General features: G+C 58.4%; 23 protein-coding genes. 11 read left to right on the top strand and 12 right to left on the bottom strand.

Annotation, left to right across the window (positions count from 1 at the left end; translation table 11 throughout):
• Positions 1-80 precede the first annotated feature (80 nt).
• The 5 genes from paaA to paaE are packed head-to-tail and all read left to right on the top strand — an operon-like array spanning position 81 to position 3839.
• Entirely contained in the window at positions 81-1064 is a 984-nt protein-coding gene (paaA, locus tag ABJ076_RS17625) for a 1,2-phenylacetyl-CoA epoxidase subunit PaaA (protein ID WP_348185819.1), read from the top strand.
• A 55-nt stretch (positions 1065-1119) separates the two neighbouring features.
• Positions 1120-1410, top strand: coding sequence for a 1,2-phenylacetyl-CoA epoxidase subunit PaaB (gene paaB / locus ABJ076_RS17620; protein ID WP_348185817.1), 291 nt, complete (start codon positions 1120-1122; stop codon positions 1408-1410).
• A 24-nt stretch (positions 1411-1434) separates the two neighbouring features.
• Complete coding sequence (gene paaC / locus ABJ076_RS17615; RefSeq protein WP_348185815.1) at positions 1435-2202, top strand: 1,2-phenylacetyl-CoA epoxidase subunit PaaC; 768 nt, start codon at positions 1435-1437, stop codon at positions 2200-2202.
• Between the two features lie 9 nt (positions 2203-2211).
• A complete protein-coding gene (paaD, locus tag ABJ076_RS17610) occupies positions 2212-2733 on the top strand; it encodes a 1,2-phenylacetyl-CoA epoxidase subunit PaaD (RefSeq protein WP_348185813.1) in 522 nt (173 codons plus the stop codon).
• A gap of 11 nt (positions 2734-2744) precedes the next feature.
• A complete protein-coding gene (gene paaE, locus ABJ076_RS17605) occupies positions 2745-3839 on the top strand; it encodes a 1,2-phenylacetyl-CoA epoxidase subunit PaaE (RefSeq protein WP_348185811.1) in 1095 nt (364 codons plus the stop codon).
• 52 nt (positions 3840-3891) lie between these two features.
• Here the strand turns inward: paaE and ABJ076_RS17600 are convergent, their stop codons facing one another.
• Entirely contained in the window at positions 3892-4143 is a 252-nt protein-coding gene (locus ABJ076_RS17600) for a DUF1127 domain-containing protein (RefSeq protein WP_348185809.1), read from the bottom strand.
• 125 nt (positions 4144-4268) lie between these two features.
• Between ABJ076_RS17600 and gcvA the strand changes: the two genes are divergently transcribed.
• Together gcvA and ABJ076_RS17590 are read left to right on the top strand one after the other, a co-directional pair.
• Complete coding sequence (gcvA, locus tag ABJ076_RS17595; protein WP_348185807.1) at positions 4269-5183, top strand: transcriptional regulator GcvA; 915 nt, start codon at positions 4269-4271, stop codon at positions 5181-5183.
• Positions 5184-5395: 212 nt separating this feature from the next.
• Positions 5396-5740: a DOPA 4,5-dioxygenase family protein gene (locus tag ABJ076_RS17590; protein WP_348185804.1), complete on the top strand. Its 345-nt coding sequence runs from the start codon at positions 5396-5398 to the stop codon at positions 5738-5740.
• Between the two features lie 13 nt (positions 5741-5753).
• Here ABJ076_RS17590 and ABJ076_RS17585 read toward each other — a convergent pair whose 3' ends face one another.
• Both ABJ076_RS17585 and ABJ076_RS17580 read right to left on the bottom strand, forming a co-directional pair.
• Positions 5754-6335, bottom strand: a complete 582-nt coding sequence (locus ABJ076_RS17585; protein WP_348185802.1) for a pyridoxamine 5'-phosphate oxidase family protein — start codon at positions 6333-6335, stop codon at positions 5754-5756.
• Positions 6332-7546 carry a multidrug effflux MFS transporter gene (locus ABJ076_RS17580; RefSeq protein ID WP_348185800.1) on the bottom strand — a complete coding sequence of 405 codons (1215 nt, stop codon included), beginning with the start codon at positions 7544-7546 and terminating at the stop codon, positions 6332-6334. The genes ABJ076_RS17585 and ABJ076_RS17580 overlap by 4 nt, the downstream gene beginning before the upstream one ends.
• Before the next feature lie 213 nt (positions 7547-7759).
• On the opposite strand from ABJ076_RS17580, the gene ABJ076_RS17575 reads away from it, so the two are divergent.
• Positions 7760-8824: a putative metalloprotease CJM1_0395 family protein gene (locus tag ABJ076_RS17575; protein WP_348185797.1), complete on the top strand. Its 1065-nt coding sequence runs from the start codon at positions 7760-7762 to the stop codon at positions 8822-8824.
• A gap of 8 nt (positions 8825-8832) precedes the next feature.
• Here the strand turns inward: ABJ076_RS17575 and ABJ076_RS17570 are convergent, their stop codons facing one another.
• The gene (locus ABJ076_RS17570) at positions 8833-9597 is read right to left on the bottom strand and encodes a hypothetical protein (RefSeq protein ID WP_348185795.1); all 765 of its coding nucleotides are present in this window, start codon (positions 9595-9597) and stop codon (positions 8833-8835) included.
• A 150-nt stretch (positions 9598-9747) separates the two neighbouring features.
• Here ABJ076_RS17570 and ABJ076_RS17565 point away from each other — a divergent pair, with 150 nt between their 5' ends.
• Entirely contained in the window at positions 9748-10185 is a 438-nt protein-coding gene (locus ABJ076_RS17565; RefSeq protein ID WP_348185792.1) for a flagellar basal body rod C-terminal domain-containing protein, read from the top strand.
• On the opposite strand, the gene ABJ076_RS17560 is transcribed toward ABJ076_RS17565, so the two are convergent.
• From ABJ076_RS17560 to ABJ076_RS17525, 8 genes are all read right to left on the bottom strand, one after another.
• A complete protein-coding gene (locus tag ABJ076_RS17560) occupies positions 10182-10619 on the bottom strand; it encodes an iron-sulfur cluster assembly scaffold protein (RefSeq protein WP_348185789.1) in 438 nt (145 codons plus the stop codon). The genes ABJ076_RS17565 and ABJ076_RS17560 overlap by 4 nt on opposite strands.
• 1 nt (position 10620) lies before the next feature.
• The gene (locus ABJ076_RS17555) at positions 10621-12279 is read right to left on the bottom strand and encodes a molybdopterin-binding/glycosyltransferase family 2 protein (protein WP_348185786.1); all 1659 of its coding nucleotides are present in this window, start codon (positions 12277-12279) and stop codon (positions 10621-10623) included.
• A gap of 7 nt (positions 12280-12286) precedes the next feature.
• A complete protein-coding gene (locus ABJ076_RS17550; RefSeq protein ID WP_348185784.1) occupies positions 12287-12994 on the bottom strand; it encodes an XdhC family protein in 708 nt (235 codons plus the stop codon).
• A gap of 1 nt (position 12995) precedes the next feature.
• On the bottom strand, positions 12996-13337 hold the full coding sequence (locus tag ABJ076_RS17545) for an XdhC family protein (protein ID WP_348185781.1): 342 nt from the start codon (positions 13335-13337) through the stop codon (positions 12996-12998).
• Between the two features lie 62 nt (positions 13338-13399).
• On the bottom strand, positions 13400-14716 hold the full coding sequence (locus ABJ076_RS17540; protein ID WP_348185779.1) for a VWA domain-containing protein: 1317 nt from the start codon (positions 14714-14716) through the stop codon (positions 13400-13402).
• A gap of 7 nt (positions 14717-14723) precedes the next feature.
• Positions 14724-15641, bottom strand: coding sequence for a MoxR family ATPase (locus ABJ076_RS17535; protein ID WP_348185777.1), 918 nt, complete (start codon positions 15639-15641; stop codon positions 14724-14726).
• Positions 15642-15773: 132 nt separating this feature from the next.
• Complete coding sequence (locus ABJ076_RS17530; RefSeq protein WP_348185774.1) at positions 15774-16310, bottom strand: PAS domain-containing protein; 537 nt, start codon at positions 16308-16310, stop codon at positions 15774-15776.
• Between the two features lie 99 nt (positions 16311-16409).
• Complete coding sequence (locus tag ABJ076_RS17525; RefSeq protein WP_348185771.1) at positions 16410-17621, bottom strand: CoA transferase; 1212 nt, start codon at positions 17619-17621, stop codon at positions 16410-16412.
• Between the two features lie 26 nt (positions 17622-17647).
• Between ABJ076_RS17525 and ABJ076_RS17520 the strand changes: the two genes are divergently transcribed.
• Positions 17648-18355 carry a nitroreductase gene (locus tag ABJ076_RS17520; RefSeq protein ID WP_348185769.1) on the top strand — a complete coding sequence of 236 codons (708 nt, stop codon included), beginning with the start codon at positions 17648-17650 and terminating at the stop codon, positions 18353-18355.
• A 44-nt stretch (positions 18356-18399) separates the two neighbouring features.
• A complete protein-coding gene (locus ABJ076_RS17515; RefSeq protein ID WP_348185766.1) occupies positions 18400-19560 on the top strand; it encodes an acyl-CoA dehydrogenase family protein in 1161 nt (386 codons plus the stop codon).
• The last annotated feature ends 9 nt before the right edge of the window (positions 19561-19569 follow it).

Genomic DNA, 19569 nt, shown 5'->3' with positions numbered 1-19569 from the left:
GTTTTTCCTGGACGACTGGGAGATTATGTATCACATTGTTGGTGCTATTCGGCAACGTCCGAGTTAAGCGAGGAAACGCAATGGTGGAAAGCCAAAGTCCGGGTCAAGTCTCTGATATCGAAGAGGCGGCACGTTTCCAGGCGCGGGTCGATCAGGAAATCAAGATCGAGCCGCGCGACTGGATGCCTGAAGGTTATCGAAAAACTCTGGTTCGTCAGATTTCCCAGCATGCTCATTCCGAAATTGTCGGTATGCTTCCGGAAGGCTGCTGGGTTACCCGTGCGCCGTCCCTGCGCCGTAAAGTACAGCTTCTGGCGAAAATACAGGATGAGGCCGGTCACGGCCTTTATCTTTACAGCGCGGCCGAAACTCTCGGCACACCGCGCTCTGAGATGATCGACGCGCTGCATAGCGGCCGGGCAAAATATTCTAACATTTTCAACTACCCGGTTCTCTCCTGGGCGGATATTGGTACGATTGGCTGGCTGGTGGATGGTGCGGCCATCATCAACCAGATTGCGCTCTGCCGGTGCTCGTACGGACCGTATGCACGGGCGATGGAACGGATCTGTCGGGAGGAGAGTTTTCATCAGCGCCAAGGCTATGAAATTGTCATGTCCATGGCGTTTGGAACACCGGCGCAGAAGCGCATGGCGCAGAGCGCGCTGGACCGTTGGTGGGGGCCGTCTCTGATGATGTTCGGACCCAGCGATCGGGACACCGCGCATTCTTCCCAATCCGTGGCCTGGAAGATCAAGCGTGTCTCCAATGACGATCTGCGGCAGCAATTCGTGGATATGGCGGTGCCGCAGGCCGAATATCTGGGGCTTAAGATTCCCGACCCGGATCTGAAGTGGAACGAGGAGCGCGGCCATTACGATTTCGGTGAGATCGACTGGGCCGAACTGAAACGCGTCGTCTCCGGCGACGGACCCTGTAACAAGGAACGCATGGCGGCCCGGATCAAGGCGCATGAAGACGGTGCCTGGGTTCGAGAGGCCGCTGTGGCCTATGCGGAGAAGAAACGTCAGCGCGAAAGCGCGGCACGTATCGCCGCCGAATAATAGAACAAGAAACGTGGGCCGGAGCACTCGCGCCTGGCCGATCAGGAGAGAGAGCATGACAGCCGGGAACGACTGGCCGCTTTGGGAAGTTTTCATCCGTGCCCGCGAGGGCCTGTCCCACAAGCATGTAGGCTCATTGCATGCGTGCGACGCCGAGATGGCGCTGCAGCATGCCCGCGACGTCTATACGCGGCGGCGCGAAGGCGAGAGTATCTGGGTGGTGCAATCGACCGATATCATTGCTTCCGCTCCTGCGGACAAGGAATCCCTTTTCGATCCTGCCGATGCCAAGATCTACCGTCATCCGACCTTTTATAAAGTCCCGGATGAGGTGGAATGCCTGTGATCAGGACCTGATGGAGCGCATGACATGACGGCCGCTGCACAACGCGAAGCGCTTTTCGAATATCTGCTCCGTCTGGGGGACAATTGCCTGATCCTCGGGCACCGTTTGTCCGAATGGTGTGGCAAGGGGCCGGTACTGGAAGAGGACATTGCTCTTTCCAATATCGCGCTCGATCTCGTCGGCCAGTCGACCCTCTGGCTCGATCTGGCGGCAACGGTGGAAGGTGCCGGCCGGGATGCCGATGCCCTGGCCTTCAAGCGCGACGTGCTTGATTGGCGGAATTTCCTGCTGGTCGAACAGCCGAATGGCGATTTCGCCCAGACCATCGTCCGCCAGTTCCTGTTCGATTGTTTCCATGTCGAGTTGCTTCAGGCTCTGACGAAATCGGCCAACCAGGAAATTGCGAACATCGCAGCAAAAGCGATCAAGGAAGCGGTCTATCACCGTCGGCATAGTGGCCAGTGGGTGATTCGCCTCGGAGACGGTACGGAAGAGAGCCGGACGCGGGCACAGGCGGCGCTCGAACAGCTCTGGGGTTACACGCGCGAGCTGTTCGACGGCGATGCCGTCGACGAGATGATGATGCAGGCCGGGATTGCGATCGATCCGGGCGATTTCCATGAGAACTGGCGTGACGCGGTCACTGCTGTCCTTGGAGAGGCGACTCTCGCGGTTCCGGAAGCATCCTGGTCCATTGGGGGCGGCAAGAAGGGCGTTCATTCGGAGCATCTCGGATTCCTGCTTGCGGAAATGCAGTTCCTGCCGCGCGCCTATCCGGACGCAAAATGGTGAGGTGTGACGATGGCCGAACCCGCACCTACACCTATCCCTATCCCTGAAGGTCCGGAAGTGCGCCTCTGGCGTGCTCTTGAAGCCGTATCCGACCCTGAAATTCCGGTTCTGTCGGTGGTTGATCTCGGTGTGGTGCGGGACGTCGAAGTCTCCGGCGATGCTGCGGTCGTGACGATTACCCCGACCTATTCCGGCTGTCCGGCCATGGCCTATATCGAGATGATGGTACGTGACGCCTTGCTCGGAGCCGGTTTCGACAAGGCGGAAGTAAAGACGGTACTGGCGCCTGCCTGGACGACGGACTGGCTGAGCGAGGCCGGTCGGGAAAAGCTCAAGGCCATCGGTATCGCCCCTCCGGCGGAGCAATCCACCTCCAAGAAGTCATTGCTCGGCATTGATCCGGTCGTTGCCTGCCCGCGCTGTGGCTCGGAGCATACCGAAATTCTCAGTCAGTTCGGGTCGACCGCCTGCAAGGCGCTCTACCGGTGCGCTGACTGCGCCGAACCATTCGATTATTTCAAGTGTCTCTAGGGAGTGCTGCCATGGCGCGTTTCACCAGTCTGAAAGTGCGCGACGTGCGTCCGGAAACATCCGACAGTGTGTCCATCGCGCTCGATGTGCCGGAAGAGCAACGCGCCGCATTCCGGTATCTGCCGGGGCAGTATCTGACACTGCGCCACGAGATTGACGGTCATGACGTGCGCCGGTCCTATTCCATTTGCAGTGGTTTGGATGATGGCGAGATCAGGGTGGCGGTAAAACGGGTCGAAGGTGGCGCCTTTTCCGGCTTCGCGAATGACGCGCTGAAACCCGGGGATACGCTCGATGTCATGGTGCCGGAAGGGCGCTTCACGGCTAAGCCTGACCCGAACGCGACACGCACTTATGTGGCATTTGCAGCCGGAAGCGGAATCACGCCGGTTCTCTCGATCGCAAAGTCCGTTCTGGCTGCTGAGCCGGAGAGCCGCTTCACCCTGTTCTACGGCAACAGGTCGGTCCGGGAGATCATGTTCCGCGAGGCTTTGCTGGATCTGAAGAATCGTTATCCGTCGCGGTTCAGCGTTTTGCATGTGCTCAGCCGGGAGCCGCAGGAAGCGGCGCTGCTGAATGGCCGGATAGACAAGGAGAAATGCGAGAGCTTCTTTCGCGCGATCCTTAACGTACACGCGGTGGACCGGTTTTTCCTCTGTGGGCCGGAAGGCATGATCGGTGATGTGCGGGCTGCTCTGGCGGCGCATGGCGTCGAGGAGGACAAGATTCTCTTTGAATTGTTCGCGCCGTCAAACGATGCGGCGGCGAAAGCGGCCGCGGCCCGGCGCAGCCGCCTCGTAAATGAATCCGAAACGGTGCGCGCGGGAGCGGACGTCGCCATCATTCTCGATGGGGTGCGTACAGAGTTTACGCTCGGTGCTGACGACGTCTCCATTCTCGACGCAGCCCTTGGGGCAAGACCGGATTTGCCCTACGCCTGCAAGGGTGGGATGTGCTGCACGTGCAGGGCAAAGGTCTTAGAAGGCCGCGTCGAGATGGATCTGAATTACACACTTGCCAAGGAAGAGGTTGAGAGGGGCTTCGTTCTGACGTGTCAGTCTCATCCGGCAAGCGAGAAGGTGGTTCTGGACTTTGATGCCCGGTAGGCAGAGGCAGAGAGGGGTGCCGCGACGTTGAGGCCGCGACGCCCGCGAGGTTTTAGCGAATCCAGAACGGTTTGCTGACTTCGTACTCGACATCGCTGTGGCTGATGCCCATGTCGGTGAGCGAACGATCATCGAGCTCCAGAAGGGTCTGGCGCTGACGCAGCCGGTCCTGCCAGGTGAGCAGCGTTGTGACGATCGCATGCGCAACTCCATGACGGCCGCGCTTGTGCGTGAAGACCGAGCTATTGGTTCCTGCTGTCATGCATGCGGCAGGAGCGACGTTCAGGGTTTCGTTCTTGAACATGAAAGTTCTCCTTAATCAATTCGTCACACACGCTCATTCGTGTCTGTCGGTGTTTGAGAATTTGGGCTACAAATGACGGTTCATCAAACGAGTTAATCTGCCATATGGATTAGTTCAGCTAAATCATGTTGAGTCGTCTTCCCCTGAATGGCCTGCGCTGCTTTGAAGCGGCAGCGCGGCATATGAGTTTCAAGCTTGCGGCTGGCGAGCTGTTTGTGACGCCGGCTGCCGTCAGTCAGCAGATCAAGGCTCTGGAGGCGGAGCTAGGCTGTTCTCTGTTCCTGCGGCGTCCGAGGGCGCTTGAGTTAACGCCGGAAGGTGCGCGGCTTGCGCCGGCCGTGAGAGAGGCTTTTTCCCGCTTGTTGTCAGCGGTCAATGACCTTAAGGAGCATGAGGAGGGGCGCCCGCTGACGGTGAGCGTCCTGCCATCCTTTGCCGTTAAATGGTTGATCCCGAGACTGTCGCGGTTCCGCATGCGCTATCCTGAAATCGATGTTCGGATCGCGGCGGAAGACCGGAGGGCTGACTTCGTCACTGACGGTGTCGATGTGGCGCTGCGTCTTGGTGAGGGGAAGGAAGAGGGTGTCTACATTCAGCAGATCATGACCGAGTGTATCTATCCTGTCTGCAGTCCGGAATTAGCAGCCAGGCCACCGGGTCTGAAACGTCCGGAAGACCTGAAACACTACCCATTGCTGCATGACGTCAACAGTTTTGCCGGTGAAACCTGGGCGCATTTTCTTGAGCATTTCGGTATTGAGGGTGTGGATGTGCGTCGCGGAGCTTTCTTCACGCAGATGGACATGGTTCTGCAGGCAGCCATCGAAGGGCAGGGAGTTGCATTGGCCCGTTCGCAGCTGGTGACCGAGGATTTGCGTGCTGGGCGCCTGATCCGGCCGTTCGAAGTCGAGACACCGGCGCCGCTGGCTTACTATTTCGTTTGCCGGGAGGAATCCCTCCGTTCGAACAAGGTCTCTGTATTCCGCGACTGGATTCTCGACGAAGTCCGCCGGGATGGAGATACCGCAGACACTGTCTGATGGCGGAACGCGGACACTGGGACACCCGGATCGCTTTCATTCGTGCCGCGATCTGGTCTGTAACCCCCTGAGTTGCCTTGCCCGCTTGATCCCATTGAGCCGGGCGTCAGAGTGTTAGCGGCTGAAGTCGTAAATGCCGGGATGCGATATGGCGCCGGGATCTGTATCGTCGCGCTGTTTGCTCGCGACAGGCTCGCGGAAAGGATCGATTGATGACCAGAAACACATCCGAAATCCTCGGATACCACGCCCATATCTATTTTGGCTCGGAGAGCGCGGAGAATGCGCGCAGGCTCCGCGAAGCAATAGAGCAGCAGTTCGATATTGAAATGGGCCGTTTTCACGAAAAACCTGTTGGCCCACATCCTCAGTGGAGCTACCAGGTCGCCTTTAAGCCGGAACAGTTCGGGCAGATCGTTCCATGGCTCGCGCTTAATCGTGGAAACTTGACCGTCTTTGTCCATGCCGAGACTGGGAACGACTTGGCTGATCACACGCAGCATGTGATCTGGCTCGGCCCGTCCGATGATCTGAAAACGAGTATGTTCGAGGCGTAAAATCCGTCGACGCTTATGGTATCAGCCAGGTACCGGTCCCGCTCAAAACGTCGAGACGGTATCGGCGGTTGCCGCTCCGTGCGAGTTGCAGGATATCGACTGTTTCGGTTGTAAAGGTAAGCACGCTGAAATTCTCGAAACCTGACAGAGCGCCGGACGGGGCGATGCCGTCACCAGCAGCGCTGATTGCAGAACCTGTTGACAGGCTTGCCCGATAGTTTGGCCGGGTACTTGCTGGAAGCTTCTCCCAGATAGCTTTCAGTGCCGCCTTGTCTAGTTTTTGGCTAATTGTCCCTTTGAGCCGAAGCTGCATGCTGGCCTGTTGGTCATAGAACACCAGCATCGCCGCATCGTTTGCGGCGAGTTCTGCAACTTTCTCGGCCCGGCTGTCAGTATGCAATGTCGCTTGCCATGTTGCCGGGTTTGCAGTCCTGAGCACGAGCGTACGCCCGTTAGGACTCCCGTCCCGTGCGACCGTCGACAGCACGGGATAGCGGAACGGTGCATCGGCGTTTTCGGGAGCCTTTGAGAAGAGTGCGGACGCCCGGTCGATCAGGGCTATTGCTTCCGGATCCATGTCCTGCTTTTCGCTCATTCGGCCGGAGTTTTCTGTTCCAGCGGCTCGGGCGCCTGATTCTTGAACAGGAAGAGGCACGCCAGAGCGCAGCATGCGCCGATCATGACGGTCACCGCGAGCGCGATGAAGTCCGTATCGTTCTGGAAGTAGCCGACGGTAACGGTCGCAACACCGCCGAACACCATCTGCATGAAGCCCATGAGACCGGACGCCGCGCCAGCGATCAGTGGATTGACGCTGACGGCCCCCGCGATTGCGTTGGGTTGGCTCATGCCATTTCCAAACGCGACTAGGGCGAAGGGAAGGAAGATCGCTAATGCCGACAGAAACTCGAGGGTCGCCAACGCAGTCAGAACCAGTGCGCCTCCCATGGAGAAGCAACAGCCAAGCAGGATCATGCGATCAATGCCGAGCCGCCGCGATATCCGGGTAGCGACAAAATTGCCGGAAATGTAGGCCAGGGAAACGATAATGAAGAAGAATCCGTAGACATGCGGCGGGATCTTTAGGATCTCGATTGTCACGTAGGGAGCGGACGAGAGGAAGGCGAAGAAGCAGCCGATCGAGAAAGATGTATTCAGCGTATAGCCGAGATAGGCGCGTGATGTCAGCAGGGCGCCGTAGCTCCGGGCAATACTGCGAACATCGATCCGCTCGGCGCGAGCATGGTGCGTTTCATGCAGGGTCGGTATGGCATAAGCGAGAGCTGCGCCACCCATCGCGGCGACGACATAGAAACCTGCGTACCAGCCAAATGCGCTGTCCAGAAAGCCCCCGATGGCGGGGCCGATCATGGGGGCAACGGCCATGGCCATGGTGATGAACGCGATCACCGGGGCCGCTTCCTCGCGCTCATAAACATCCCGCACAATGGCACGCCCAAGAACCATCCCGGCACATCCGCCAAGGGCCTGGAAAATGCGGCCGGTAATCAGCCACTCGATGGAGCCCGCAAAGGCACAAAGGAGACTGGCGAGTGTATATATCGCCAGCCCAGCCAGCAGAGTCGGCCGGCGCCCGATCCGGTCCGAAATAGGACCGTATAGAAGTTGGCCAATGGCGATACCTGCGAGATACAGCGTCAGTGTGTATTGAACGGTATGATAATCGGTCCCGAAAATCGGCACGAGGCCAGGCATTGAGGGGACAAAAAGATTCAGAGCAAGTGGCCCGGTCGCTGTCGCGATAATGAGCACAAGAATTGGGGGAGCCTTACGTTGGGCTGTCACGGATTACCTGCTCTGATTTCGATGCTGGGGAGGACGATACCAATTTAGTCCGGAAGCTGAGCATCAATAGTGCAAATCCTGCGGGTTACAATTCTCAATTTGTGCGGAAGAGCACCTGCCTGTGATGCCGCCCTAGTTGACTGAAACGGGCTAAAGACTTAATTTGAAGTTTCGAATTGGCCCGGACAGAATTTCCGGCAGCAAGGGATAAGAATGGTCTCTGGTGTCGATACTAGTCTCATCATACGGATAAACAGCACGATATCCGCTGCGGGATTTTCCCAACAGACCGATGAAGACAATTCGCAAAACACGATCGACAGGACAGCTGCGCCGACGGCAGCGGGGCTGACAGATGCATCCGTACTGACGCCGTTTGATAATGGCGGCCAGGACGAGGAACCGATCTTTCTCTCGGGCTTGAACAGCTTGTTGGCGCCGCGTGGTATCGCTGCTGTCCAGGAAGAAAATGGAAGCTCCGAGCAGCGGGGCACTGCGGTTGATGGGGCACCAAGTGTTGCTTCCGATCCTGACGGCGGACCGGCGGAAGCTGCAAGCTCGGAAGATGAGGAAGGTCCCGACGGGCTGACCGAAGAAGAACAGGAAGTGGTTGACGAGCTGAAGCAGCGCGACGCCGAGGTGCGCCGCCATGAGCAGGCGCATAAGGCAGTCGGTGGCCAATATGCGGGAGCGATCTCCTACACCTATCAATCCGGGCCTGATGGGCGTCGCTATGCAGTCGGTGGAGAAGTGCCGATCGAGACGGGTCCGGTTGCCGGAGATCCGGAAGCAACGATCCGCAAGCTGGAGCAAGTACGCCGGGCCGCACTGGCCCCGGCGGAACCTTCTGCTGCAGATCAGGCTGTTGCGGCGCAGGCCAGCAAGGGTATTCAGCAGGCTAGAGCCGAACTGGCCCAGCAGAGTGCCGAGGAGTTGCAAGCCCTGACCGAAGGCGGAGAAGATCCAGGTGCAGAAGCGGGACAGGGCTCTCCTGGAGCGGCTGATTCGCCAGCTGAACAGGTGTCTGGGGTGGCCAACGGGTTCTTGCAGCCTCAAGGAGATGGTATCTCTGAAGGCGCTCAGAGGCTCCGCGGGAGCGAAGCAGCTTTGAGTGGCGCTTCACCGTTTTCGATCGCCGGTCGAAGTGGTTTCGAGAGCCTTACGGAAAAAGGTGATGATGATCGGGGTACGGGGTTCGGAGACCTTGGCCCGTCAGGCCAGTCACCGTTTGATTTCACGCCATCAAGTGGGCGGACAACGCTTGATGTATCAATATAATCAGACTCTTATCGCTCTTTATTCAGGCATTCTTTAAAGCTCTGTTCAGACTGATCCGGGCTCTCGCTACAGCTGACGAAACGGCTGCGGCAAGCTCCATAATCCGTATCGCTACCAACGAACCGGAGTTCTTCGCAGAAATCTAGATAGTGGCGGGCGACTGTTTCGAAAGTCTCGCTGCGGCGTTGTTGAGCAACCTCAGGCGCTTTCTTGAGCGGCGCGATGTTGAGCATTTGGGCGATGGCCTCGTTCGCGCGTTTCAAAGGGATTTCTGCCTGTTCCATTTCGTCGGTTGAGGTCCAGTAGCGAACGTTGAGCGTTTCGCCGAGCATGAAATTACGCAATGGTGGAGGAACCTGTCCCCGCTTCAATGCGCCCCAGAGAATGAATTGAACGCCTTTCTCACTGATCTCGTAAAGCGTGGGCTTGAAGCCGACTTCCAGCTCTTTCAGGGACTCAAGATTGACCGGATCATTTCCGTCGATCCAGTATGTGGGAAGGCGCTTTCGGCTTATTGCTTTCTCGATATGCCGCGGCATGCGGAACTCTGCCCAGAGCGAGTTATCATCCCGCTTCATGAAGTGAAAGCGGTAACCGCGGCGGGACAAAATACGTGCCTCAAGAATGGGAGCCTTGGTGATAGGGTCCGTCAGGACCTCTATGTACCACTGGATGGTCTGGGCTCGGACCGGCGTGGCCGTGATGAGAAACGGCACTAGCAACGCAAGCAGAAGGCCAGAGTGCCAGCCAGTACGGAAGAGGCGTTTGTCCATACCAGTGCGCGATCCTTTTGTTCATCCGAATGAATTTACTCACATAACACGTTACGGCAGATGGCGCACGCGGCGGGCGAAGACGGGTTTTTCTTGTAAAAGCGGCCGCTGGAAACTATTTTTTAAACCGATCAGGTTATTGGTAGGCGCATGAGCATTTCAGGTGCATTGAATACAGCGATGAGCGGCATTCTTGCGGCGGGTAACCAGACCCGTAATGCGGCAAACAATCTCGCCAACATCTCTAGCGTCGCTGCGCCGGCGGATGAGGTTTTGCGCCCGGGCCAGCCGATCCCCGAAACCAATGCCAATGGCGAGACGATTTTCCGTCCGACGGAGATCCAGTCAACCACTACCGGCGCCGCTGGTGTACGGACGCAAACATCGTTGGTCGATCCGGCGTCTTTTCCGATTTATGACCCGAGTGCGCCAGATGCGAATGCGGAGGGCCTCTCCTCTGTGGCGAACGTTTCAATCGCGGATGAGACGGTGAACCAGATCCAGGCCCAGCGTCAGCTCGAAGCGAATGTCGCGGTGCTGCGGACCGGCGATGAGCTACTCGAAGAAACCATCGATATTCTCACCTAGAACGCCGGATTTTTCTCCAGAGCGTCTTTCAGAGCATTAACCGTGGCATCGAATGGCAGGCGCACGCAGTCGTGCCGCGATTTGAAATCCCTCACAGGCGCAAACCTCTCAAGCTCCGACCACTCGGGGCTGTCTTCGCGGGTCCCTGCGAGATAATCCAGGAACTGTTGGCGAATCTTTTCCAGCTCGCTCAGGCTTCGGCCAGGGGCGTTCAGTTTGATCAGAGCAGCGGACGCCTCGCAGAGTGCGCATCCTTGGACCCGGTGTCCGACCGTGGAGATCGTCCCGTCGCTCATTTTCAGATCAACGGTCACCCGGTCGCCGCAAAGGGGATTGTCGACACGGGCAGAGCCGTCGGCATCCTCAAGTCTTTGATTGCCACGACCTTCCTTGGCCAGCCGGAGGATTTCCGCCTGATAGAGCGCGTCGCTCATCTTACTCCGCCTTCTCAAGCGTACCGCCGGCATCGGCCAGCATTTCCGGGGTGTCGATATCGAGATGGATCGCATTATCAGGCGCATCCACTTCAGCAACTAAATGAGCGAACTCGGCAAGTAGCCCGCGTGCACCCTTGTCGCCTTCCAGCTCCTGCATTTCCTCGAAGAATCGATGATCCCACAAGATGGGATTCCCGCGTTTGCCTCCGTGCACCGGCACCACGATGGCGCGCCCTTCGACCGGATCATAGGCCGCGATCAAGGCATCCAGCATTTGCGCCGTCATGGTCGGCATATCGCCGAGGCAGACGAGCGCTGCATCCGTGCCATCAGGCAGGGCGGAAAAACCCGCCTTGACGCTGGTGCTCATCCCAAGGGCGTATTGAGGGTTGTGGACGAATTCCGCGTCCAGACCTGAGAGGGCAGCGCTAACCTTTGTCGCCTCATGGCCGGTTACGACGATGAGGCGGCCTGCCGTGGATGCAAGGACCGCTTCCGCTACCCAGCGAACCAGTGGCTTGCCATCCAGCGTGCCGAGCAACTTGTTGGTTGCGCCCATGCGCGACGATTGTCCGGCCGCCAGCAGAATGGCAACAATGTCCGCACGGCGCGCCTCCGGTTCCCGAGCAGCGGGGGCATTGTCCGTGCGCCTGGCGCTGGCCCGCGGTAGCGGGCGATGAGGAACGTCCTTCAACAGGCCGCCCGCACCCATGCGCATAATGTCCCGGGGTTGAATATCGATACCGGCGCAGAGCCGCTGCAAGGCCCAGTCGAAACCGTTCAGTTTCGGGGAACGCGCGCAGCCCGGCATGCCGATGACCGGAATGTTGCCGATGCTCCCGATCAGCATCAGGTTCCCGGGATCGACCGGCATGCCGAAATGCAGGATTTCGCCACCAACACTTTCAATAGCGCTCGGTATGACATCGCGCCGGTCGACAACGGCGGAGGCGCCGGAGACCAGAATGAGCTTTGGGTCAGCCGCGACAGCGCGGCGCAGCGCATTCATGAGTGAGTCGTGATTGTGCTCACAGCGGGCTTCGGAGACCAGTGCGGAGCCGAGAGTGTCCAGCCGGTCTGATGTGACGCGCAGCGTACTATCGAGAACGCTTTCCTTGGTACCCGGTAGCCGGGACTGAATCATGATTGTGTTGCGCGGCTGGAACGGGGCAACTCGCAGAAGTGGCGTATCTTGGTTCGCCAAAGCCTCTGCAATACGAACGGGGCTTTCGGGCACGGCAAAGGGGATGATCTTCAGTGTGCCGATCATCTGGCCTCGCGTTACAGCTTGGTAGGGCGATACCAGTCCGAGGGTGATGGTCTCGTCAACCAGATTGAAGCCATCAAGCCGCTCTGGGTCGTACAGGACAATGCCGTCTGCTTCCGCGAACAGGTTCGCACGTCCGGTAAATGCCGGGCCGACACGGACCTGTGGGCCGCAACAGGCGCCGGCGAGTAGATCCGCCGCTTTGTCCTCCGGAATGTCATTCTCTTCGAGACGGGCGCAGACTATCCGTTCGATCCCGGCCGCCTTCAGCGCGGTAAGGTCTTCATTGTTGAGAACCCGGCCTTTTTTGAGAACCCGGCCATCCAGCCTGCGGCTATGGGCCAGGATTGAGCCTTCGGCCTCTGCGACCGGCTGTTCGCCGAAATACATATGCGTCTCAGGCCGCGGCTTTGAGCGGCTCGGCTCCATGTTTGATAGCGGTCATCTCCGCCATCACAGATATGGCAATCTCTGCCGGGGAGACAGCGCCGATGGGCAAGCCCGCAGGGCCGTTGAGACGGCGGAAGTCGGCGTCGGTGAAGCCTTCCTCGCGCAGCCTCTCTAGACGGCGTGCGTGGGTCCGTTTGCTGCCGAGGCATGCGATGTAGAAGGCATCGCTTTTCAGCGCCACATGAAGGGCTGGGTCGTCGAGTTTTGGATCGTGGGTCAGGGTGATAATCGCTGTGCGGCTATCCGGCTTGAGCGTTTCCATGGCTTCATCAGGCCAATCGTCATTCAGCTCTATGCCGGGGAAACGGTCCTCAGTCGCAAAGGAGGCACGCGGATCGATGATCGTTACTGTATAGCCGGAGAGCGTGGCCATGGGGGCCAGCAACTGACTTATATGGACCGCGCCGACAATGACCATGCGCAATGGCGGATTATGGACATGGGTGAAATGACTGCCGTCCGAACTGATCCCGCTGCGGTCGTCCCGTACGCGGGTGCGTGCTTCGTCGATCTGTGCGTTCGAAAGGTTGAGCACGCCTTCCGTGCCGGATGGCGTGACCAGTGCTTGTGCACCATCTTCCAGACGCGTGACCATTGCCACCGGCAGCTTTTGCTCCCGGTATGCCATCAGGGCGTCGAACAGCTCGGCTTGCATCTTATTGTCCTTCGATCCGTTCCACGTAAACTTTCACCTCGCCGCCACAGGCGAGCCCAATATCCCAGGCCTGCTCATCGCTGACGCCGAAGTCCAGCGTCCGGGGCAGGCCGTCCTGGATGGACTGCATGGCCTCGCGCACCACGGCGCCCTCAATACAGCCACCAGAAACCGAGCCGATCATGGCCCCACTGTCGTCTATGGCGAGTTGGCTGCCCACCGGGCGCGGAGAGCTGCCCCAGGTCTTGATAACCGTTGCCACCGCGATACGGCGCCCGTCGCGCCGCCACTCTGCGATCCGTCCAAGAATATCGTCCTGCTGCGCAGGATCGTATCTGTCCATTGCCGGTCTCCTTCTCGTCAAAGGGTCCGCAATTCCGGACCCAAATGCAGGAGAGGGGCTCCCTATGCCACCTCCGCCGCTTCGATCTCAGCCAGTTTACCGAGCCAGCCTGTCATGCCGCTCCGTCTAATTCCGGCAGGTTTTCCCAACAGCTCCGCGAGATCTTCAAGGCTGTCGAGCGAATGGACCGGCCGGAACTCGTCCACATGCGGCAACAAAGCCCTCACACCCATTGATTTGGGTGCGAAGCCATCGTACCGCAACAGCGGGTTCAGCCAGATCAGCCTGCGGCAGGACTTATGCAGTCGTTCCATTTCAGCACCAAGGCCCTTGCCGGCTTCCCGGTCGAGACCGTCGGTAATCAGAAGAACGACCGCTCCCTGGGTCAAAACCCGGCGGGACCAGTCACGGTTGAAGTCCTGAAGGCTATGCCCGATCCGGGTACCGCCGGACCAATCCTCCACCGCGCCGCTGATCTTGTCCAGAGCCTCGTCTACGTCCTTGTGCCGAAGATAGCGGGTGACATTGGTCAGGCGGGTGCCGAACAGGAAAGTATGCACCCGGTCCCGGTCGTTGGTCACAGCATGCATGAAATGCAGCAGCATGCGCGAATAGCGTGTCATGGAACCGGAGATGTCGCATAGCACGACCAGAGGGGGCGGCCTGGTCCGGCGTTTCTTGAGCTGCAGTGGAATAATATCCCCGCCAGACCGCAGGGACTGGCGCAGAGTGGCGCGCAGATCGACCTTATTGCCATACCGGCTGGGTGAGAAACGGCGGGTCGGAATGTCCGCTAGGGGCAGGCTCATTTTCTCGATGGCCCGGTGGGCAGCGCGAATTTCCTCCGCGCTCATCTTCTCGAAATCCATACTCTGCAGCAGTTCCTGCTCGGAATAGGTCATCACAGCGTCGAGCTGGATTTCCTGTTCTCTGTCCTCTTCAGGCGCACTGCTCTCTGTACCCGCTTCCTGCTGCTGGCTCAGCGCATCCGCGACACGGCGGCTGATTTCCTCAGCCTCGTCGTCATTACCGTCACTGGCGAGTTTCATTTCCGGCAGCACCATCTGCATCATCTTCTCGAGAATGCGAGGGTTGCGCCAGAAGATGTGGAAGGCTTGGTCGAAGATCTCGCGCTGGTCCCGACGGTTTACGAACACGGCATGCAGAGCCCAGTAGAAAACTGTTCGATCGGTGATGCCGACCGTGCGCACTGCCTCTATAGCGTCGAGCACCTTTCCGGGGCCGACCGGTAGGCCCGCTGCGCGGAGGACGCGGGCAAAGAACAGGATATTAATGACCAGCTTTCCGCTGCTGCCTTCGGGCGTTTCCGGAAGAGCAGGGAGTTCGCCTGGCGGTAAAATGTCGTCGAGCGGCGCCATGGCCGTTCTAACCGGCCATAGCCAACTCGCTCCTGACCTGAGTCAGGATACGGTTGGCTTCGCTGCCCTGGATCTTCTGGATGTCGTCCTGATATTTCAGAAGCACGCCGAGGGTGTTGTCGATGGCCGCCGGATCGAGCGCCAAATAATCGAGCTGCACCAAAGCGTGGGTCCAGTCGATAGTCTCGGCCACGCCCGGTTGCTTGAACAAGTCCATCTTGCGCAGTTCATTCACGAAAGCGACGACCTGTTGGCTCAGGGCTTCTGGTGCACCCGGCGCCTTCTTGCGCAGGATTTCCAGCTCGCGCTCAGCGTCCGGATAGTCGACCCAGTAATAGAAACAGCGACGCTTCAGAGCGTCGTGGATTTCTCGGGTCCTGTTCGAGGTGATGATCACGATCGGTGGCTCTTCGGCTTTGAATGGGCCGATCTCCGGAATTGTGACCTGATAGTCGGACAGCACTTCCAGCAAAAAAGCCTCGAATGGCTCGTCGGTCCGGTCCAACTCGTCGATAAGCAGAATGGGAGCGCCACCTTCGGTTTTCTCCAACGCCTGTAGGATCGGACGCTTGATCAGGAATTCATTCGAGAAAAGATCGGCTGCCAGAGCTTTCCGGTCTGTGCCGCCTTCGGCCTCCGCCATACGGATTTCCAGCATTTGCCGAGAATAATTCCATTCATATACGGCGGAGGAGACGTCGAGTCCCTCATAGCATTGCAAGCGGATCAGCTCCCGCCCCAGTGTCTCCGACAGGACCTTAGCAATCTCCGTTTTGCCGACACCTGCCTCGCCCTCAAGAAACAATGGGCGCTTCAGTTGCAGTGCCAGATGCAATGCAGTGGCTAGCGGTGTATCGGCGACATACTGTCCCTCGCCAAGGAGGGAAAGCGTATCGGCCACGGAAGCGGGAAGCGAAACGGTCATTGACTGGTCCGGATCATTGAGCGGTGATGGCCTTCAGATAGCATGCGGCAGGGGTGTATTAAAAGGGCGTGCGCCGCCGGAGCCGGTCTTGGGCCTGTTCTTGCTGCATTTTTGAAAGCAGTAGAAGCGATGTCATATGGCACCGAGCGGAATAACCACGCGTGGCGCGTCATCCCGCTCGAACCAGGTGGTTTGTCGGTCCGTGGTTGCGCTGATGCCGGTACAGTGCTCTGTAGACACGCGGCTTAATGTTCCGGCGACATATCGTGGAACACCTTCAGCGTCTGCGAACGGGCATCTTATGACTTCTATCTGGCTCCATTCCTGCTTTGAATAGACAACGCGCTCCGTTGTGGCGATGACGATTGGTTCAGCAAGGCAGCGTGTCAGCATGGTGTTAACATGATTGAAGTCCGACTCTTCCAAAACCTCATGCATGAAGCGCTTGGAATGCTCTCTACCTATAATGTCTGCTATTTTTGTGCCGAAAAGACGGAAGAAAAAACCCTGCGGCGGCGCTTCGACGATAAAGATCGTACTCAATACCGGCATGAGCACCTCCGGCATCAAGGCTTCCTTAGAGGGAACAGCGCTGCCTGCTGATAGTTGGGAGCGATAAAATTTGAGGAACCATTGCGCCTCGTCCGATCTGAGATTCGAAATATCCATTGGCATGCCAAATAGTTAATTTCGACCTTAGCCGGCAGGTCATTTAAACAAACTTGATCGCAGAATTTCCCCGGTTACAAAATTATCATATGTGCTGTGTCAGGGGGACTGCTTTACTGCGCCGGATTGCAGCAGATCATCAATTTTACCTTGTGCTATACCCACTTCGGCGAGGATTTGCAGGCTGTGTTCCCCAAGCTTCGGGGCGCCGAGGCGATATGATGCCGGTGTCGAATCGAAGCGAATTGGTTGACCCACTAAACGAATCTCTCCCTCACTCAGATGCTCAAAGAGAGGCCAGAATCCGATCTCGTCGAGATGTGGGTCTTGCAGCAAGGCCTCCGTACCCATGACCGGCATGGCCGGTACGTCGATCTTTGCAAAGAGTGCCAACCATTCCGCCGTGCTTCGGCCTGCCGTTGCCTCGGCGACGATCTCGTAAAGCCGACCTATATGACGGGAGCGGTCGGCTGGATCGGTCACCCAGCTCTCGGATGTAATGTCACTGCGCCCGATGGCATCGAGAAATGCGATCCAGTGCCGCGTCGTATAGGGCAGCAGAGCAACGTGCCCGTCACTGGTGCGATACGGCTTGCGATGCGGGGCGAGGACTCTTTCGTAACCGGTCGCACCGAGGGGAGGCTCGAAGCTCGCGCCCTGAAGATGTTCGACATGCATGAAAGCGACGAGGCTTTCGAACATCGGTACTTCGACGAACTGTCCCTTGCCGGTCCGGCCCCGGGCCACCAGCGCCATGGAGATGGCGGAGAGGCACATCAGGCCGGTTACCTTGTCGGCAAGCACTGTGCGACTGTAGGCCGGTGCGCCGTCCGCCCGTTCATGCAGGTCGGCTAGGCCACAGGCAGCCTGGATGATGTCGTCATAGGCTGGTCGACCTGCATAGGGACCGTTCTCGCTGAAGCCATAAGCGCCACAATAGATTAGCCCAGGATTGAGCGGCTTCAGGTCCTCGTATGAGAGGCCGAGGCGGCGCATGGCTCCAGGCCTGATCGAACAGACCAGTACATCCGCCTCTGGAACCAGTTTGAGGAATGCATCCCGTGCGTCGGCGTTCTTCAGGTCAATACTGAGCGACCTTTTGTTGCGATTCACATTCATGAAAACCGCGCCCATGCCAGGTGTCTTGAAGGGTGTCACGTTGCGGGTCACGTCTCCATCGAGAGACTCGACCTTGATGACATCGGCGCCCATGTCGCCCATGATCTGCGTGGCATAGGGTCCAAGCAGGACCGATGTCATATCCAGAACCCTGAGTCCCGCAAGGGGCCCGGTGGCAGTTTCACCAGCCATGTCGATCAATTTTCCCGAGAAGAGCCGTGACAGACGCACCGATCATAGAGACCGGATACGAAAATCTGAACCCTGTCGAGGAGGCCGTGTCGCAGCGCCGGTCCGTTCGTGCTTTCCTGCCTGAACCGGTACCTGAGGAAACCGTAGCCCGTATCCTCTATCTCGCTGGCCGTGCGCCAAGCGGGACCAATATGCAGCCCTGGAAGGTCGAGGTGGTGACCGGGAGCGCCCGTGACGCGCTTTGCGCGGATCTGGTGGAAGCGCACCATGAAGGCGGTCACAGCGGCGAGTATCAGTATTATCCGAAAGAGTTTTTCGAACCCTTCAAGGGGCGACGGCGCGCCGTCGGCTGGGCACTTTACGGATTGCTTGACATCAAGAAGGGGGATTTTGAGAAGACCAAGGCGCAGCATGCCAGGAACTTCACCTTCTTCGATGCGCCGGTCGGACTGATCTTCACCATCAATCGTGGGCTGGAAATTGGCAGCTGGCTTGATTTCGGCACGTTCATGCAGAACGTCATGGTGCTGGCCCGCAGCCATGGTTTGGAGACCTGTCCGCAGGCAGCCTTCGCTACCTTCCACAAGGTCATCCGGAACCATGTTCCGCTCGGTGACGAGGATGTGGTCGTTGCCGGTATGGCGCTGGGCAAGGCAGATTGGTCGCAAGCCGAGAATACACTCATTACAGAGCGCGTGCCGCTGGAGGATTACGTCCGCTTTCATCGGGGTTAAACTCATTTCAAACGAAATGAAAAAAATGACCCGGAGGAACGTTCATGGATTTCCAGCTGACCAGCGCGCAGCGCGAATTGCAGGAGGCCGCGCGCAGCTTCGCGACGCAGGAAATGACAGAAGTTGCCCGCGAACTTGAGGAAAAGGACGAGGCGCCGTCCCGAGAGCATATAAAGCGCTACGCGGAGATGGGCTTCCTCGGGATCAATGTGGCGGAAGAATATGGCGGGCTCGGCCTCGGCAATCTGGAAGCGCTGATCGTCCTTGAGGAATTTGCCAAGGTATCACCTGCAATCGCCTTTCCGATCTTCGAGTCCTCGGTTGGCCCTTGCCGCGCGGTCGAGCATTTCGCTTCGTCGGAGCTTGCAAAACAGGTTCTGCCCAAGGTCTGCGCCGGCGAGCTGACTGTTGCGGTCGCCATGTCTGAGCCTGATGCAGGATCGGCACTGACGGATCTGAAAACCCGGGTTCGCGAAGTGAACGGCAAGTTGATCCTGAACGGGCAAAAGCGCTGGTGCTCCGGTGGCGGCCATGCAGAGGACTATGTGGTCTATTGCAAAATGTCCGATGCACCGGGCGCCAAGGGAATCGGTGCAGTCTATGTCGAAAAGGACATGAACGGCGTCAGCTTCGGCGAACGGGAACGCCTGATGGGCTTCCGGGGCATTCCAAGCGCTGACATCTTCTTCGACACTGTAGAAATCCCGAAAGAGAACGTCATCGTTCCGGCAGGTGGTTTCCGCCAGCTGATGGAAGCGTTCGACCTGGAGCGCTGCGGTAATGCCACCATGTGCCTCGGCATCGCCTCGGCCGCCTTCGAGACCGCGCTTGCCTATACCCAAGAGCGCAAGGCCTTCGGCAAGGAACTGGTGGAGTTCCAGGCAGTGCAGATGAAGCTCGCCGAGATGGCCATGCGGGTCGAAGCATCGCGCCTGCTGATCTACCGCGCCGCCAAGAATGCCGAGGACGGCCTCCCGTCCGTACTGGATTCCAGCCTCGCCAAATGTTTCGCCAACGAGATCGTCCGCGATGTTGCCGGGTCCGCCCTGCAGGTCATGGGAGCTTACGGCTATTCCAAATCCTACGGCATGGAGCAACGGTTGCGTGACGGGTGGGGCTGGGGGATCGCTGGCGGGTCCATCGATATCCAGAAAGTGAATATCGCGGCTGCCCTGGTTGGCCGACGGTTTAATCAGCGAGCGTGAATGGGGAAC

The sequence above is a fragment of the Nisaea sp. genome, from assembly GCF_039990255.1.
In the GTDB taxonomy this organism is placed as follows: domain Bacteria; phylum Pseudomonadota; class Alphaproteobacteria; order Thalassobaculales; family Thalassobaculaceae; genus Nisaea.
Note: the sequence above shows the minus strand (reverse complement) of the source record. Positions and strands in the feature narration are given on the sequence as shown.